This window comes from Naumannella huperziae (assembly GCF_054073625.1).
Window position 1 is genome coordinate 2,861,000 of the sequence record NZ_JBSXPH010000001.1, and the last position, 15,596, is coordinate 2,876,595.

General features: G+C 71.4%; 17 protein-coding genes. 7 read left to right on the plus strand and 10 right to left on the minus strand.

The annotated features are described in order from the left end of the window. Positions 1-6: 6 nt before the first annotated feature. The 7 genes from ACXDC7_RS13660 to ACXDC7_RS13690 are packed head-to-tail and all read right to left on the minus strand — an operon-like array spanning position 7 to position 6,250. Positions 7-405 (minus strand): metal-sulfur cluster assembly factor, encoded by a 399-nt coding sequence (locus ACXDC7_RS13660; RefSeq protein WP_179445916.1) that lies wholly within the window; start codon positions 403-405, stop codon positions 7-9. After that, positions 402-893, minus strand: a complete 492-nt coding sequence (sufU, locus tag ACXDC7_RS13665; RefSeq protein WP_459222441.1) for a Fe-S cluster assembly sulfur transfer protein SufU — start codon at positions 891-893, stop codon at positions 402-404. Before sufU ends, ACXDC7_RS13660 begins: the two co-directional genes overlap by 4 nt. A 2-nt stretch (positions 894-895) precedes the next feature. Beyond that, positions 896-2,131, minus strand: coding sequence for a SufS family cysteine desulfurase (locus ACXDC7_RS13670; protein WP_459222442.1), 1,236 nt, complete (start codon positions 2,129-2,131; stop codon positions 896-898). Between the two features lie 2 nt (positions 2,132-2,133). Next, entirely contained in the window at positions 2,134-2,895 is a 762-nt protein-coding gene (gene sufC, locus ACXDC7_RS13675) for a Fe-S cluster assembly ATPase SufC (RefSeq protein ID WP_179445913.1), read from the minus strand. Positions 2,896-2,898: 3 nt separating this feature from the next. Continuing rightward, on the minus strand, positions 2,899-4,110 hold the full coding sequence (gene sufD / locus ACXDC7_RS13680; RefSeq protein ID WP_343045970.1) for a Fe-S cluster assembly protein SufD: 1,212 nt from the start codon (positions 4,108-4,110) through the stop codon (positions 2,899-2,901). Then, on the minus strand, positions 4,107-5,528 hold the full coding sequence (gene sufB / locus ACXDC7_RS13685; RefSeq protein ID WP_179445912.1) for a Fe-S cluster assembly protein SufB: 1,422 nt from the start codon (positions 5,526-5,528) through the stop codon (positions 4,107-4,109). The genes sufD and sufB overlap by 4 nt, the downstream gene beginning before the upstream one ends. Then, the gene (locus ACXDC7_RS13690) at positions 5,525-6,250 is read right to left on the minus strand and encodes a helix-turn-helix domain-containing protein (RefSeq protein ID WP_179445911.1); all 726 of its coding nucleotides are present in this window, start codon (positions 6,248-6,250) and stop codon (positions 5,525-5,527) included. The genes sufB and ACXDC7_RS13690 overlap by 4 nt, the downstream gene beginning before the upstream one ends. Before the next feature lie 166 nt (positions 6,251-6,416). On the opposite strand from ACXDC7_RS13690, the gene ACXDC7_RS13695 reads away from it, so the two are divergent. The 6 genes from ACXDC7_RS13695 (at position 6,417) to ACXDC7_RS13720 (ending at position 12,064) form a co-directional block, all read left to right on the plus strand. Next, complete coding sequence (locus ACXDC7_RS13695; RefSeq protein ID WP_459222443.1) at positions 6,417-7,097, plus strand: suppressor of fused domain protein; 681 nt, start codon at positions 6,417-6,419, stop codon at positions 7,095-7,097. A gap of 86 nt (positions 7,098-7,183) precedes the next feature. Next, complete coding sequence (locus ACXDC7_RS13700) at positions 7,184-8,407, plus strand: MFS transporter (protein WP_459222444.1); 1,224 nt, start codon at positions 7,184-7,186, stop codon at positions 8,405-8,407. A 9-nt stretch (positions 8,408-8,416) separates the two neighbouring features. After that, on the plus strand, positions 8,417-9,142 hold the full coding sequence (locus ACXDC7_RS13705; protein WP_459222445.1) for an ABC transporter ATP-binding protein: 726 nt from the start codon (positions 8,417-8,419) through the stop codon (positions 9,140-9,142). Further along, positions 9,139-9,888 (plus strand): ABC transporter permease, encoded by a 750-nt coding sequence (locus tag ACXDC7_RS13710; protein ID WP_459222446.1) that lies wholly within the window; start codon positions 9,139-9,141, stop codon positions 9,886-9,888. Before ACXDC7_RS13705 ends, ACXDC7_RS13710 begins: the two co-directional genes overlap by 4 nt. Continuing rightward, positions 9,876-10,781, plus strand: coding sequence for a COX15/CtaA family protein (locus ACXDC7_RS13715; protein ID WP_459222447.1), 906 nt, complete (start codon positions 9,876-9,878; stop codon positions 10,779-10,781). Before ACXDC7_RS13710 ends, ACXDC7_RS13715 begins: the two co-directional genes overlap by 13 nt. A 2-nt stretch (positions 10,782-10,783) precedes the next feature. Next, positions 10,784-12,064 (plus strand): threonine/serine exporter family protein, encoded by a 1,281-nt coding sequence (locus ACXDC7_RS13720; protein WP_179445907.1) that lies wholly within the window; start codon positions 10,784-10,786, stop codon positions 12,062-12,064. Positions 12,065-12,070: 6 nt separating this feature from the next. On the opposite strand, the gene ACXDC7_RS13725 is transcribed toward ACXDC7_RS13720, so the two are convergent. Continuing rightward, positions 12,071-13,021, minus strand: a complete 951-nt coding sequence (locus ACXDC7_RS13725) for a heme o synthase (protein WP_425487407.1) — start codon at positions 13,019-13,021, stop codon at positions 12,071-12,073. Positions 13,022-13,188: 167 nt separating this feature from the next. Between ACXDC7_RS13725 and ACXDC7_RS13730 the strand changes: the two genes are divergently transcribed. Then, positions 13,189-13,566, plus strand: coding sequence for a hypothetical protein (locus tag ACXDC7_RS13730; protein WP_459222448.1), 378 nt, complete (start codon positions 13,189-13,191; stop codon positions 13,564-13,566). A gap of 43 nt (positions 13,567-13,609) precedes the next feature. Here ACXDC7_RS13730 and ACXDC7_RS13735 read toward each other — a convergent pair whose 3' ends face one another. Continuing rightward, positions 13,610-14,272, minus strand: a complete 663-nt coding sequence (locus ACXDC7_RS13735; protein ID WP_459222449.1) for a response regulator transcription factor — start codon at positions 14,270-14,272, stop codon at positions 13,610-13,612. Beyond that, positions 14,269-15,546 carry a sensor histidine kinase gene (locus tag ACXDC7_RS13740; RefSeq protein ID WP_459222450.1) on the minus strand — a complete coding sequence of 426 codons (1,278 nt, stop codon included), beginning with the start codon at positions 15,544-15,546 and terminating at the stop codon, positions 14,269-14,271. The genes ACXDC7_RS13735 and ACXDC7_RS13740 overlap by 4 nt, the downstream gene beginning before the upstream one ends. Between the last annotated feature and the right edge of the window lie 50 nt (positions 15,547-15,596).

Here is a 15,596-nt window from a genome sequence, read left to right on the forward strand (position 1 = left end):
GGCGGCTCAGACGTTGAAACCGAGCGCGCGCAACTGCTCGCGGCCGTCGTCGGTGATCTTGGCGGCCGTCCACGGCGGCATCCACACCCAGTTCAGCACGGCGCGCTCGACCAGGCCGTCCAACGCCGTCGCCACCTGGTCCTCGATCACGTCGGTCAGCGGGCAGGCGGCGCTGGTCAGGGTCATGTCGATCACTGCCGACCCGTCCTCCTCCAGGTGCACGCCGTAGACCAGGCCGAGGTCGACGACATTGATCCCGAGCTCGGGGTCGACGACATCCTTCAGCGCCTCGGTGACGTCCTCCACGGAGGCGGAGGTGTCCGGCCCGGGCGCGGTCACGTCGGGCAGCTCGTCGGCGACCCGGTCGGACGGGCGTACGGTCTGGTCGATCTCGGACTCGGTCATTGCTGGTCCTCCTCGGTTCCGTTGCTCTGCGATCCGTCCGCGGTCTGCGGTACGCCCGCGCGGGCCGCGGCGTCCTTGAACGCCGACCAGCCCAGCAGCGCGCACTTCACGCGGGCGGGAAACTTCGCCACCCCGGCGAAGGCGATGCCGTCCTCCAGGGTGTCCTCGTTCGGCTCGACCTGGCCGCGGCCGTGCATCAGCTCGGTGAACTCCGCGTGCCGGGCGAGCGCCTCGGTCAGCGGCCTGCCGATCACCAGATCGGTCATCACCGATGTCGACGCCTGCGAGATCGAGCAGCCGACGCCGTCGTAGGACACGTCGGCGACCGTGTCGCCGTCGAGCGCCACCCGCAGCGTGACCTCGTCGCCGCAGCTCGGGTTGACGTGGTGCACCTGCGCCCCGAAGGGCTCCCGCAGTCCGCTGTGGTGCTTCTCGCGGTAGTGCTCCAGGATGATCTCCTGGTACATCTCCTCGACATTCGCCGTCATGATCAACCTCGGTTGAAGAATCGCTGGGTGTAGCCGACCGCGTCGACCAGGGCGTCGATCTCGGCCCTCGTCGTGTAGAGGTACGACGACGCCCGCGTGCTCGACTGTACGCCGAGCCGCTCGTGCAGCGGCCGCGCGCAGTGGTGCCCGCCGCGCACCGCGACGCCGCGGCCGTCCAGGAACTGCGCCATGTCGTGCGGGTGCACCCCGGCCACGTCGAAGCTGATCGCGCCGCCGCGGTCGACGACCTGCGTCGGGCCGAGGATGCGCAGCCCGGGCACGGTCTGCAGCCCCTCCAGCGCGTAGGCGGTGATCTCGCGCTCGTGCTCGGCGATCGCCGACATGCCCAGCCCGGTCAGGTAATCGGCGGCGACGCCCAGCACGGCGGCCCCGGCGATCGGCGGCGTACCCGCCTCGAACCTGGCCGGCGGCGGCGCGAACGTCGAGCCCGTCATCCGGACGATCTCGATCATCTCCCCGCCGCCGAGGAACGGCGGCAGCTCCGCCAGCAGGTCGTAGCGTCCCCACAGCGCGCCGATCCCGGTCGGGCCGACCATCTTGTGACCGGTGAAGGCGACCAGGTCGGCGCCCAGCGCGGCCACCCGGGTGGGTAGCTGGGGTACGCCCTGACAGGCGTCGACGACCATGATCGCGCCGACCGCGTGGGCGGCCTCGGCGACCTCGGCGATCGGGTTGATCGTGCCCAGCACGTTCGACACCCAGGTCAGCGAGACGACCTTGGTGCGCTCGTTGATCAACCCGTCGCGTTCGGCGGCGGCAAGATCGAGCCGGCCGTCGTCGGTGATGTCGAACCAGCGGAGTTTCGCGCCGGTCCGCTCACACATCAACTGCCACGGAACGATGTTGGAGTGGTGCTCCATCACCGACACGACGACCTCGTCGCCGGGACCGAGCCGGGAGCCGAGGGTGTGCGCGGCGAGGTTCAGCGCCTCGGAGGCATTCTTGGTGAAGACCAGCTCCTCCGGCCGCGCCGCGCCCACGAAGTCGGCCACCTTGGCCCGGCCGCCCTCGTAGGCCTCGGTCGCCTCCGCGCCGAGCATGTGCATCGCGCGCGCCACATTGGCGTTGTGCTCGGCATAGTGCTCGGCAATGGCATCGATCACGACCTGAGGTTTCTGCGAGGTGTTCGCCGAGTCCAGGTAGACCAGCGGATGATCACCGACCGTGCGCTGCAGGATCGGGAAGTCCTTGCGGGCAACCTCCGGGTCGTAGGCCATGATCAGTTCGCCGCGGCCTTCACGAACCGGTCGTAGCCCTCGTCCTCGAGGCGCTCCGCGAGCTCCGGCCCACCCTCCTCGGCGATCTTGCCGTCGACGAAGACATGCACGAAGTCGGGCTTGATGTAGCGCAGGATCCGCGTGTAGTGGGTGATCAACAACAGTCCGCGATCACCCTGGTCGGTATAGCGGTTCACGCCCTCGGAGACGATCCGCAGCGCGTCGATGTCCAGACCGGAGTCCGTCTCGTCGAGAATCGCGAACTTCGGGTTCAGCAGCCCGAGCTGGACGATCTCGTGGCGCTTCTTCTCGCCGCCGGAGAAGCCGTCGTTGACCGAGCGCTGGGCGAAGCTGGCGTCCAGGTTCATCTGGGCCATCGCCTCGTTGACGTCCTTCACCCAGGTACGGACCTTCGGCGCCTCGCCGGAGACGGCGGTCTTGGCGGTACGCAGGAAGTTCGCCACGGAGATGCCCGGCACCTCCACCGGGTACTGCATCGCCAGGAACAGCCCGGCCCGCGCCCGCTCGTCGACGCTCATCGACAAGATGTCCTCGCCGTCCAGCGTCACCGAGCCGTCGGTGATCTCGTACTTCGGGTGGCCCGCGATGGCATAGGCCAGCGTGGACTTGCCGGACCCGTTCGGGCCCATGATCGCGTGCTTCTCGCCGCTGTTCACCGTGAGGTCGACGCCCTTCAGGATCTCCTTCGGGCCCGACTCGGTGTTGACGACCGTGTGCAGGTTCTTGATCGCGAGAGTTGACATGTTCTACGACTCCGTCGTGGTGGTGATGGACTTCAGGTGGGCTGCCAGCTCGGCCTCGACCGCGGCGAGGAGCTGGTCCTCGACCTCGGGCACGCCGATCCGGCGGATGATCTCGGCGAAGAACGCATGCACCACCAGGCGCCGCGCCTCGTCCTCGGGGATCCCGCGGCTGCGCAGGTAGAACAACTGCTGATCGTCGAACCGGCCCGTCGTCGACGCGTGGCCCGCGCCCTCGATCTCGCCGGTCTCGATCTCCAGGTTGGGCACCGAGTCGGCCTGGGCCCCGTCGGTGAGCAGCAGGTTGCGATTCTCCTCATAGGTCTCGATGCCCTCGGCAACCTTGCGGATCAACACATCGCCGATCCACACGGTGTGCGCGCCCTTGCCCTGCAGGGCGCCCTTGTAGGAAACATTCGACCGGGTCTTCGGCTGGTTGTGGTCGACGAACAGCCGGTGCTCCAGGTGCTGGCCCGCATCGGCGAAGTAGACGCCCAGCAGCTCGGCAGAACCGCCCGGGGCGGCGTAGTCGACCGACGCGCTCAGGCGTACCAGCCCACCGAAGGAGACGGCGATGTGCCGGACCTCGGCGTCGCGGCCGACCGACGCGTGCTGCGCGGAGTGATGCACCGCGTCGTCGGCCCAGTCCTGCACCGACACCACGGTGAGCTGCGCGCCGTCGCCGGCGATGATCTCCACCACGTCGGCGACGGTCGCCGACCCGGCGAATCGCAGCACGACGGTCGCCTTGGCGAACTTGCCGGCTCGGATGATCACGTGCCCGGCGCCGGCGACGTCGGAACCGGTGCCGGTGTGGGTGATCACGGTCGCGCCCTCGACCACCGCCTCGTCGGCGATGTCGATCACGGTCGCGCCACCGGCCGCCTGCCAGGCGCGCGCGGTGATCCGGTCGGCCGGCAGGTAGCCGCTGGAACCGATCACCGGGTCACCGGCGGCGACCTCGCGCACCGTCACGCCCTCGGCGGCGGCGATGTCGACGTCGAGCGCGCCCGGACCGAACGGCGCGTCGGTGTGCAGCCCGCGCAACCGCTTCAGCGGTGTGAACCGCCACACCTCCTCGCGGCCGGTCGGAACGGGATGATCATCGACATTCGTCGAGCCCTCCGGATGCAGGTGGCTCGCCACCCGATCGGAGGTCTCGACCGCGCCCGCGAGGTTGTTCGTCTCCAGGGGCTTGTTCTCCAGGGCTTGGGTCACCCGACGGCACCTTCCATCTGCAGTTCGATCAGCCGATTGAGCTCCAGGGCGTACTCCATCGGCAGTTCCTTGGCGATCGGCTCGACGAAGCCCCGGACGATCATGGCCATCGCCTCGTCCTCCTCCATGCCGCGCGACATGAGGTAGAACAACTGGTCGTCGCTGACCTTCGACACGGTCGCCTCGTGCGCCATCGACACGTCGTCGTTGCGGACGTCCACATAGGGATAGGTGTCCGAGCGCGAGATCTGGTCGACCAGCAGCGCGTCGCACTTCACCACCGATGCGGAGTGCTCGGCGCCCTCCTGGACCTGGACCAGACCCCGGTAGGAGGTACGCCCACCGCCGCGCGCGACCGACTTGGAGATGATCGAGGACGAGGTGTTCGGGGCGCAGTGCACCATCTTGGCGCCCGCGTCCTGGTGCTGGCCCTCGCCCGCGAAGGCCACCGACAGCGTCTCGCCCTTGGCGTGCTCGCCCATCAGGTAGACGGCCGGGTACTTCATGGTGACCTTGGAGCCGATGTTGCCGTCGACCCACTCCATCGTCGCGCCCTCCTCGCAGGTGGCGCGCTTGGTGACCAGGTTGTAGACGTTGTTCGACCAGTTCTGGATGGTCGTGTAGCGGCAGCGAGCACCCTTCTTCACGATGATCTCGACGACCGCGGAGTGCAGCGAGTCCGACTTGTAGATCGGCGCGGTGCAGCCCTCGACGTAGTGCACGTAGGCGTCCTCGTCGACGATGATCAGCGTCCGCTCGAACTGGCCCATGTTCTCGGTGTTGATCCGGAAGTACGCCTGCAGCGGGATGTCCACGTGCACGCCCTTCGGCACGTAGATGAACGATCCGCCCGACCACACCGCGGTGTTCAGCGCGGCGAACTTGTTGTCGCCGGTCGGGATCACCGTGCCGAAGTACTCCTCGAACAGCTCCGGGTGCTCGCGCAGCGCCGTGTCGGTGTCGAGGAAGAGCACGCCCTGCTTCTCCAGCTCCTCGTTGATCTGGTGGTAGACCACCTCGGACTCGTACTGCGCGGCGACACCGGCGACCAGCCGGGCCTTCTCCGCCTCCGGGATGCCGAGCTTGTCGTAGGTGTTCTTGATGTCGGCCGGCAGGTCCTCCCAGGACTGCGCCTGCTTCTCGGTCGACCGGACGAAGTACTTGATGTTGTCGAAGTCGATGTCGTCCAGCTCGGCTCCCCAGGCCGGCATCGGCTTGCGGCCGAACAGCTTCAGGCCCTTCATCCGGCGGGCGAGCATCCACTCGGGCTCGTTCTTCTTCGCCGAGATGTCGGCGACGATGGCCTCGTTCAGGCCGCGCTGGGCGGAGGCGCCGGCGACGTCGTCGTCGTGCCAGCCCCACTGGTACTTGCCCAGGGCGTCCAGGTGCTCTTCCTGGGTGATCTCCTGCTGCGTCATCGGGCAGCCTTCCTTCCTCGGGGTCGGTGGGCTCGGGTGGTGGTCGGGACCGGATCGGTGAGATCCGGGATGTTGGTCGTGCAGACGCCGTCGCCCTCGGCGATCGTCGCGAGTCGCTGGACATGAACGCCGAGCAGGTCGGCGAAGGCCTCGGTCTCCGCCGCGCACAGTTGCGGGAACTCCTCGGCGACGTGGGCGATCGGGCAGTGGTGCTGGCACAACTGCTCGCCGCCGTGCGCCGGCTGGACCGATGCGACGTAGCCGTCATCGGTCAGCACCCGGGCCAAGATCTCGCCCGGGCTGAGCTCGGGATGGGCGTCGAGCTGCTCGCGATAGCGCTGCTCGACGCCGGCGACCCGGTCCCGGGCGAACGCCGCGACGGCGCCGTCGCCGCCGTGTTCGGCGAGCGCCCGCAGCGCGTGCACGGCCAGGTCGTCGTAGCTTTGCCGAAAGCCGGTACGCCCGGCGTCGGTCAGCGCGAAGACCTTGGCCGGCCGGCCGCGGCCGCGCTGGCCCCGGACCCGTTGCTCACGGGCCTCCAGGTCGCCCGACTCGAGCAGCGCGGACAGGTGCCGGCGGATCGCCGCCGGGGTCAGGCTGAGCCGGGTGGCCAGTTCCGCCGCGGTGGACGGGCCGTGCTCGAGGATGGACTGTGCGACGCGGCGCCGGGTGGACGCGTCGGTCTCCCCCGGGGGCACGGTCGGGTTCCCCGGGCTCGTCACGGGGCGATCCCCCGGCCGCGCGGAACTTTTCACAACGCCATTCTTGCCTTAATCCCCGACAGATCAACCAAGGGACCCCTAACCCGATCGGCCGCTGTGCCGGGGCGCGGCACCGCGCGACGTTAGGCTCGTCACATCGCCGAGCCCACGCCCGCCCAGGAGGTCGATGATGACCGCGAACCGGACCGATCCCCCCACCCCGGAGCAGGAGGCGATGGCGGCCGCGCGCGAGATCCATCTCGCCCGCCACCTGGGCGAGTACACGGTGCTGCACGAGCGCGCCGAGCACGGCGGCGCGATCGACATCTACGCCTTCGGCCCCAATGACCACACGCCGCACGTCGTCCTGGTCACCTCCGGCATGTCGGAGCGCCCGATGCCCGTGCCGCCGGGCCACGGCGGCGTCGCCAGGCTGGAGTTGATCATCGCGCTGCCCGCCGACTGGCCGGGTCTGGCGCGGAGCAACGGCCAGTTCACCGCGCTGACCGAACTCGGCCAGCCGCGCCACTCCTGGCCGCTCCACCTGTTGTCCACCCTGGCCCACCATCCGCACGAGAGCGGGACCTGGCTGGGCCGGGGCCACACCGTTCCCAACGGGAATCCCGTCCTGCCGTTCGCCGAGGACGTCGCATTCGTCGGCGCGCTGATCGGCCCGCCCCTGGGCCTGCCCGAGGAGCTGGCCGACGGCGAACCCGGCGGGGTGGGCTATCTGGCCGTGCTGCCGGTGACCGCATCCGAGCTGGCCTACGCCAGCGACCCGGCCGAGGGGCCGGATCCGTTGATCGAACGACTGCGCGCGAACGGCGTGACGGTCGCCGTGGACCGCAACCGCGCACCGGTGGCCTGACCGGGCAGCGCGCGATTGCCAGCGGCCGGCCGCGCTTGCTAGATTGACGCTCGAAACGATTCGATACGCGTCGAAGGGCGTACCCCGTGAGCACCACCACCTCCCCCTCCCGCGAGCTGCTGCGCTGGCGGAACGCGATCTTCGCGATCTTCTTCGCCACCGGGTACGCCGTCGCGAGCTGGATGTCGCGGATCCCGCGGCTGCGCGACGACCTCGGCGCCAGCACCGGACAGATGGGCCTGCTGGTCTTCACCTTCAGCGTCGGCTCGATCGTCAGCCTGTCCTTCTCCTCACACGTGATCGCCCGCTTCGGCGCTCGCGCCACCATCCGCACCGGCCTGCTGATGCTCGCCGGCGGGATGTTGATCGCCGGGCTCGGCACGCTGGACCCGAACGCGCCGCTGATCGTCGCCGGCCTGGTGGTGGCCGGCCTCGGCATGGGCTCGACCGATGTCGCGATGAACTTCTCCGGCGCGGCCGCCGAGCGCGACCTCGGCAAGACGGTGATGCCGCTGTTCCACGCCGCCTTCAGCTTCGGCACGATGGCCGGCGCCGGGGTCGGGGCGCTCGCCGCCGCGCTCGGCGTACCGATCGCGCCGCAGGCCGTGTTCGCGGCACTGCTGACCGCGGCGATCGCCGCCACCACCGTGCGGATCCCGCTCGCGGCCAAGCCGACGGACGACGACGAGCCCGAGCCGAGCTTCGGCGAACGGATGGCGGTCTGGCGCCATCCGGCGACGTGGGCGATCGGTCTGGTGGTGCTCGGCATGGCGCTGACCGAGGGCGCCGCGAACGACTGGCTCGCGCTGGCTGCCGTCGACGGCCGCGGGATGACCGACGCCCAGGGCGCGGTCGTGCTCGGCATCTTCCTGACCGCGATGACGGTCGGGCGGATCGCCGGCGTCCGCGTCGTCGACCGGATCGGTCGGGTCCGGACCGTGCTCGCCACCGCGATCATCGCGGCCGTCGGGCTGGTCGCGGTGATCTTCGTGCCGCACCCGGTGGCCCTGTACGGGGGCGCGGCGCTGTGGGGCGTCGGCGCCTCGCTGGGCTTCCCGCTCGGCATGTCGGCCGCCGCGGACGACCCGCGCAACGGGGCGGCGCGGGTCAGCGCCGTCGCCACCATCGGCTATCTCGCCTTCCTGGCCTTCCCGCCCCTGCTCGGCTTCCTGGGCGACCACATCGGGATCCTGCACACGCTGCTGGTCGTGCTGGTGCTGATCGTGGCCGCGGCGCTGGCGGCGCCGTCCCTGCGCGAGCGCGCCCGGGCGGACCGGCGCGAGATGCCCGAACCCACCCGCCGGACCTAGACTGCCCGGGTGCCGACCCGACCCACGCCCGCGCTCAGCGCGCGGGGCCTGAGCGTGCGGTTCGGTGCCACGCCGGCGCTGGACGCACTCGACCTGACCGCCGCCGCGGGCGAGGTCACCGTGCTGCTCGGGCCGAACGGCGCGGGCAAGACAACGCTGCTGCGTTGCCTGACCGGGTTGCTGCGCCCCGACGCCGGCGAGTTGACCCTGCTCGGCCGGGAGCCGGCGCGGGCCATCGCCGACGGCCGGGTCGGCCTGATGCCGCAGCGCACCGCCGCCTGGTCGGGAATCCGGCCGCTGGAGTTGTTGGAATACCTGGCCGCCCTGCACGCCCAGCCGCTGCCGGTGGGTCCGCTGGCCGCCGAGCTGGGCATCGACCGGTTCGCGGGTACGCCCTATCGCCGCCTGTCCGGCGGCGAGCAGCAGGCCGTGAACCTGGCCGGCGCGATCATCGGCCGCCCCGAGCTGGTGCTGCTGGACGAGCCGACGGCCGGGATGGACGTGCACCTGCGGCGTACCGTCTTCGACCTGATCGCCCGGCTGCGCGACGCCGGCGTGTCCGTGCTGCTGACCACCCACGACATGGCCGAGGCGAGCCGGCTCGCCGACCGGATCGCGATCATCGACCGGGGCCGGGTGAGCGCCCACGGGACCCTGGCCGAACTGACCGGGGGCGCGCGCGACCTGGAGGAGGTCTTCGTCGACCTGACCACCCCGGCGGGTGGCGCGCGATGACCCTGGACCTCTCCCCCGCGCCGGGCGCCGCCCCGCCGGCCCGGCGGATCGCCCGGCACGCGCGCACCGAGGCGTTGCTGCTGGCGCGCAACGGCGAGCAACTGCTGCTGGCGGCCGTGATCCCGGCCGCGACGCTGGTCGGCGGCGCGATCGCCGGCCCGCGGCTCGGCATCGGACTCGACGCACTTGCGCCGTCGGTGCTGGCGCTCGCGATCTGGTCCACCGCATTCACCTCGTGCGCGATCGCCACCGGCTTCGACCGCCGCTACCAGGTGCTGGAGCGGCTGGCGGCCTCACCCCTGCGCCGCAGCGGTCTGGTGGCGGGCAAGGCGGCCGCGATCGTGATCATCGTGCTCGCCCAGGTGGCGCTGCTCGCGGCGGTCGCCGCGCTGCTCGGCTGGCGCCCGGCGCTCGCCCCGGCCGCCGCCTGCTCGGCCGCCCTCGCCGTGCTGGCCGCGGTCTGCGCCTTCGTCGCCGGCGCCCTGATCCTGGCCGGGACGCTGCGCGCGGAGCTCACCCTCGCCTGCGCGAACCTGCTCTACCTTGCCGGCCTGTTCGCCGGCATCCTGCCCGTCGGCGGCGCCGGCTGGCTGGGCGCCGTCCGCTGGCTGCCGACCGGGGCCCTCGGCGAGGCGCTCCGGGCGGCCGGCGCCGGCCGTCCGGACTGGCTCGCCGTGGCCACGCTGGTCGCCTGGGCAATCGTCCTCACCATGATCGCCAGGAGGGTGTTCCGATGGACCTCGTGAGGCGCGTCGTCGGCGCCCGCACGCTGCCGGCCTGGGCCTGGGCCACGCTCGCGGTGCAATCGCTGATCATCGTCACGGGCACCACGGTGCGGCTGACCGGCTCGGGCCTGGGGTGTCCGACCTGGCCGCGCTGCACCGCGGATTCGTTCGTGCCGCAAGGCGAGCTGACCATCCATGCCGCGATCGAGTTCGGCAACCGGTTGCTGACCTTCCTCCTGATCGCCGTCGCCCTCGCCACCTTCGCTGCGGCCCTCGCGCCCTGGTCCCGCGACCGGACCCGTCGCTCGTCGCTGGTCCTGGCGATCGTGATCGGGCTCGGCGTACCGCTCCAGGCCGTGGTCGGCGGCATCACCGTCCGCACCCAGCTCAACCCCTTCATCGTCGCGCCGCACCTGCTGATCTCGGTCGCCATGGTGGTGCTGTCGACGTGGCTGGTCCGCGCCGCCACCCGACGCCCCGGCCACCGCGCGGCGCGGGGCGGCCGGCTGCTGACCCTGCTCATCTTCTGCTCGCTGATGATCTCCATCTGGCTCGGCACCATCGTCACGGGCTCCGGCCCGCATGCCGGCGACGCCGGCGCCCGGCGTACCGGCTTCGACATCGAGACCGTCGCGAAGCTGCACGCCGGGTCGGTCTGGGTACTGCTCGGACTGACCGTGGTCGCGGTCGCCGTGCTGCGCACCCGCGCCGCCGTCGGCCTGCTGCTGGTCCTGCTCGCCCAGGGCGCGATCGGCTACCTGCAGTACTTCACCGGGCTGCCCGTGCCCGTGGTGGCGCTGCACATGATCGGCATCCCGGCCTGCACGATCGCGGGCACCTGGCTGCTGCTCGACTCACGCACATCCGCCGCCGCGGCCTCCCCCGCCGCCCAGATCCACCGCGTACCGTCCTGAGCATGCACGCCGATCCCGAGCTGCCCGGGGCGGACCCGGTCACGATCAACCGCGCGCTCGATCTCGCCCTCAAGGTCGGCGAACTGTTGCTCACCAATGGGGCCGGATCGCTGGACACCGTGATGGCGATGCGCACCGTGACCAATGCCGCGGGACTGCGCGGCGCCCAGGTCGATCTCACGCTGACCACGATGATGATCAGCTACCAGGGCAGCATCGACCAGGTGCCGGTGACCCGGATCCAGTACGTCCATCGGGGCGAGCTGAACTACTCCGTGCTGGAGCGCGTCGAGCAGGTGCTGCGCGACCTGCGCGCCCGGCGGGCCGGACTTGCCGAGGCGCGGCTGCGGATCGATGACACGATCGCGCGCCCGCGCCGCTACCCGAAATGGCTGCGGCTGCTGGCCACGCTGCTGATGGGCGCGGGCGTCGGTCTGCTGATCGGCGGATCGCCGGCAGTGGTCGTGCTGGCCGGCGTGTCCGCCGCCGCCATCGAACTGGTGATGCAGGCCTTCACCCGGTTCGGCATCCCCCAGTTCTTCGCCTACGTCACCGGCGGGTTCATCGCGACCGGCGTCGCGGCCGTCGTTCGGCTGGTCGATCCCGAGCACAACTCCTCGCTGATCGTGGCGGCGGTGATCATCGTCCTGCTCGCCGGGATGACCATCGTCACCGCGGTGCAGGACGCGCTGGTCGGCTATCTGGTCACCGCCGGCGCGCGCGGGCTGGACGCCGCGCTCACCACCATCGGCATCATCGCCGGGGTCGCCGGCGGCCTGTCGGCGGCGAATCGGCTCGGCGTGACGCTGACCGTCCAGCCCTACAGCCCGCCCACCCTGGCCAACCTGCCACTCTCGCTGCTGGCCGCCGCGGTGATCACCGTCGGCTTCGCCCTGTCCTGCTCCGGACCGCTGCGCGCGCTCGGGCCGGGCGCGCTGATCGGCGTGCTCGGCACCACGGTCGCGGTGCTCGGCGCACAGTCGGGCTCGCTGTTCGGCATCGCGGCCGGCGCGGTCGCCATCGGCATCGCCGCGGCGCCGCTGGCCGACTGGCTGCGCATCCCGAGCCTGCTGCTGGTGATCCCGGCGATGGTCCCGCTGCTGCCCGGCCTGCGGCTCTACCGGGGCCTCTTCCTGCTGTCACAGGGCTACATCGACGGCTGGACCCGGGTGATCGAGGCGCTGTCGATCGCCATCGCGCTGGCGGCGGGCGTACTGCTCGGCGAGTATCTGTCCAGCCCGATCCGGCGGCTCTGGACGCGCAAGCTGACCGTCCAGAACTGAGGCGGATCAGCCGAAGATCACCGGATCGATGGCGGCAGCGAGGAAGACCAGCGCCAGGTAGCTGTTCGACCAGTGGAACAGTCGCATCGGCTTCAGTGCCGCATCCCTACGACCACGGCGGGCCCGGACCAGCAGCGCCACCGCCTCGGCGAGGAAGATCGCGCCGGCGGCGCCCGCGACAGCCGGGTAGAGCCAGCCGGTGCCGGCCACCGGCCAGACGGCGAGCGAGACGGCGACGGTGACGACGGAATAGAGCAGAATCCGCACGGCCACCCGCGGCGCGTCCATCACCACCGGCAGCATCGGTACGCCCGCGGCCGCGTAGTCGTCGCGGTAGCGGAAGGCCAGCGCCCAGGTGTGCGGCGGGGTCCAGAAGAAGACGATCGCGAACAGCAGGATCGGGGTCAGCGCGACCGAGTCGGTGACGGCGGTCCAGCCGATCAGCGGCGGGAAGCAGCCGGCGATGCCGCCCCAGACGACGTTCTGGGAGGAGCTGCGCTTCAGCCACAGCGTGTAGACGAACACGTAGAACGCATTGGCGAGGAGTGCGAGCACCGCGGACAGCGGATTGGCACCGATCCACAACACGGCGGTCGCGGCGATCCCGAGGATCCCGCCGAAGATCACCGCATTGCTCGGTGTGACCTGGTGGCGCGGCATCGGCCGACGGCGGGTACGCCGCATCCGCTGGTCGATGTCGCGGTCCAGCACGCAGTTGAAGACATTGGCGCTCGCGGCGGCCAGGAACCCGCCGATCATGGTCACCGCGACCAGCCCCAGCGGCGGGATGCCGCGCTGGGCGAGGAACATCGCGGGAACCGTGGTGATCAGCAACAGCTCGATGATCCGCGGCTTGGTCAGCGAGACGTAGGCGCCGAGAATGTCGCGCGTGCGGGCCCGGCCGGCCGGACGCGCCGCGGCCTGCGCCGAGCGCTCGGCAACCTCGATCTGGCTCACGAAACCTCGTCCCGCTCGACTCCTCCGACTGGCGTGGAGTCTAGTGTCGCGCCGCCTCGGCAGTCACATCGGCTCGCGGCGAGCGGGTCGGAGTAGGGCTGGCCACACCCCGAGGACTCGACCCCGACGGATGGTGCGCGACGAACACGCGCACTGCAATGGACGGCATGAACACACTTCTTCGCGCCTGTGCCGTCGGAACCGTCCTCGCGGCCGGGCTCTCCCTGACCGCCTGCAGTTCCAGCCCGAGTTCTGCCCAACAGTCCTTCCCCTATGCCGGGTCCGCGCTCGATGTGATCAACGACAACGCCAACATGGCGGTCACGGTGACGGCCGGTGCCGCCCAAGAGGTCGCCGTCGAGGTCCGCACCCAGACCGTTGGCCGCAGCCCGCAGACCCCCGCCTGGTCGCTCAACGGCGACACGCTCATCCTGGGTACGCCGTGCGGCGCGAGCTGGGTCGGCTACTGCGAGGCCAGCTTCGCGGTACGCGTACCCGACGGCACGACCGTGCGGGTGAACGGGCAGGAGGCCGTCGTCGGCTGATCCCGGCGGCCGACCGCAACGCCGCCCGTCGATCGCGGGCGGCTCAGCCGGCCGGCCCGCGCAGGTACGCCAGGACCGCCGCGACGCGGCGGTTCTGGTCGTCGTTCGGCGGCAGGTCGAGCTTCATCATGATGTTGCCGATGTGCTTGACCACCGCCGCGTCGGAGACGAACAACCGGCGGGCGATGGCGGCATTGGAATGCCCCTGCGCCATCTCCGCCAATACCTCCCGCTCGCGCGCGGTGAGGCGTTCCAGCGGATCCCGGCGGCGCCGCAGCAACTGTCCGATCACCTCCGGATCCACGGCGGTCCCGCCGGCGTGCACGCGGCGCAGCGTCTCGCCGAACTCCGCGACATCGCTCACCCGGTCCTTCAGCAGATAGCCGATGCCGGCCCGGCCGGAGCTGTCCAGCAGGTCGGCGACGTAGCTCTGCTCCACGTACTGGCTCAGCACCACGACCGGCAGGTCGGGATTCTCCGCGCGCAGCAGCACCGCGGCGGCCAGCCCCTCGGCGCGGTGGTCCGGCGGCATCCGGACATCGGTGATCACCAGGTCCGGGGCGAGGGCCCGGCAGGCGCGGAGCAGCTCGTCTGCGTTCCCGACGGCCGCGAGGACCCGGAAGCCGCCGCGGTCCAGGAGCCCGGCCAGCCCCTCGCGCAGCAGGGCATTGTCCTCGGCGATCACGACCGTGATCGGTTCGGTCATCGGTTCGCCTCCTTCCCCGGGACGGCGACGGTGATCGCGGCGATGGTGGGCCCGCCGAGCGGGGAATCGATCAGCAGGCTGCCGCCGAGGGCCGCGACCCGGTCCGCGATGCCGGCCAGTCCCCCGTCGACGCGGCCGTTGCTCGCCGCGCCGCCGCGGCCGTCGTCGCGGACGGTGACCCGGACCCGGCCGGGAGCCGGCCGCTCCAGCTCCACCTGGGCGTGCTCGGCCAAGCTGTGCTTGGCGACATTGGCCATCAGCTCGGCGATGCAGAAGTAGAGGTTGGTCTCGACCTCGGCGGGCAGCCGGTCGCCCAGCCGGTCGGTGATCATGATCGGCACGGGCAAGGTGTCGGCAAGCTCGCTCACCGCGGCGACAAGTCCGTGATCGATCAGCACCTGCGGGTGGATGTTGCGGACGAAGCCGCGCAGCGCATCGAGCGTGCTACGTGCCTGCTGCTGCGCGCGCAGCACGTCCGCGCGGCCCGGCGCGTCCGCGGGCATGGCCGCGAGCGCCAGGCCCAGGGTCATGCTGACCGACAGCAACTGGGGTTGGACCCCGTCGTGCAGATCGCGCTCGATCCGCCGGCGCTCGACATCGAAGGCGCGGACCAGCCGCGCGCGGGACAGCGCGGTCGTCGCCAGGTCGCGCCGCAGGCGTTGTTCGGGCCGGGTCAGGACCTGCCGCACCACGGCGGCGTGCGCGCGGGCGAGGGGCGGCGCGACGGCGACCAGCCCGGCCAGGACGACGAGCGCGGCGGCGACCGCCACCACGGCGCGCGCCGCCGTGTCCACGGCGAACGGCCCGATCACGGCGTGATCGCCCGCCGCCACCAGGATCGGGCTGGCCAGGGCGACCACCGCGGCCACCACCAGGACCGCGATCAGCACGGCCGCGGCGCCGCCGAGGGTCAACAGCACGACCGTGTAGGCCAACGGCCGGACCAGGCTGCGCGGCTCGGTCAACCGGATCGTCGGGCCGTCGGTCGGATCGGCGCCGAGCAGCCACGCCACAGCGCGCCAGTCGGAGCGGGCCGCAACCGCGGCGATCACCGGCAGCCCCGCCCCGAGCAGGACCAGACCGGCGATCACCAGCGCGCCAATGGCCCCCGCACCGCGCTCGGCCCGACCGAGCGCCAGCCAGATCGGCGCGCCGAGCAGGCCGACCGCAGCGAGCGCCGCGAGCACCCGCAGCGACGTGCCACCGACGTGCAGCACGGCCCGCCACGCGCCGATCGCGGGTGGCGCCTCGGGGGCGGATCCGGCGCGCTGCATCGGTGCCATCCTAGGAGCGTCCTCGGCGCCGGCCGGTAGAGCCAGCCCTA

Excerpts from the sequence above, each read along its gene's own strand:
- ACXDC7_RS13660 (WP_179445916.1), bottom strand. The coding sequence starts at position 405 with ATGACCGAGTCCGAGATCGACCAGACCGTACGCCCGTCCGACCGGGTC.
- sufU (WP_459222441.1), bottom strand. The coding sequence starts at position 893 with ATGACGGCGAATGTCGAGGAGATGTACCAGGAGATCATCCTGGAGCAC.
- ACXDC7_RS13670 (WP_459222442.1), bottom strand. The coding sequence starts at position 2,131 with ATGGCCTACGACCCGGAGGTTGCCCGCAAGGACTTCCCGATCCTGCAG.
- sufC (WP_179445913.1), bottom strand. The coding sequence starts at position 2,895 with ATGTCAACTCTCGCGATCAAGAACCTGCACACGGTCGTCAACACCGAG.
- sufB (WP_179445912.1), bottom strand. The coding sequence starts at position 5,528 with ATGACGCAGCAGGAGATCACCCAGGAAGAGCACCTGGACGCCCTGGGC.
- ACXDC7_RS13695 (WP_459222443.1), top strand. The coding sequence starts at position 6,417 with ATGATGACCGCGAACCGGACCGATCCCCCCACCCCGGAGCAGGAGGCG.
- ACXDC7_RS13710 (WP_459222446.1), top strand. The coding sequence starts at position 9,139 with ATGACCCTGGACCTCTCCCCCGCGCCGGGCGCCGCCCCGCCGGCCCGG.
- ACXDC7_RS13715 (WP_459222447.1), top strand. The coding sequence starts at position 9,876 with ATGGACCTCGTGAGGCGCGTCGTCGGCGCCCGCACGCTGCCGGCCTGG.
- ACXDC7_RS13720 (WP_179445907.1), top strand. The coding sequence starts at position 10,784 with ATGCACGCCGATCCCGAGCTGCCCGGGGCGGACCCGGTCACGATCAAC.
- ACXDC7_RS13730 (WP_459222448.1), top strand. The coding sequence starts at position 13,189 with ATGAACACACTTCTTCGCGCCTGTGCCGTCGGAACCGTCCTCGCGGCC.
- ACXDC7_RS13735 (WP_459222449.1), bottom strand. The coding sequence starts at position 14,272 with ATGACCGAACCGATCACGGTCGTGATCGCCGAGGACAATGCCCTGCTG.
- ACXDC7_RS13740 (WP_459222450.1), bottom strand. The coding sequence starts at position 15,546 with ATGCAGCGCGCCGGATCCGCCCCCGAGGCGCCACCCGCGATCGGCGCG.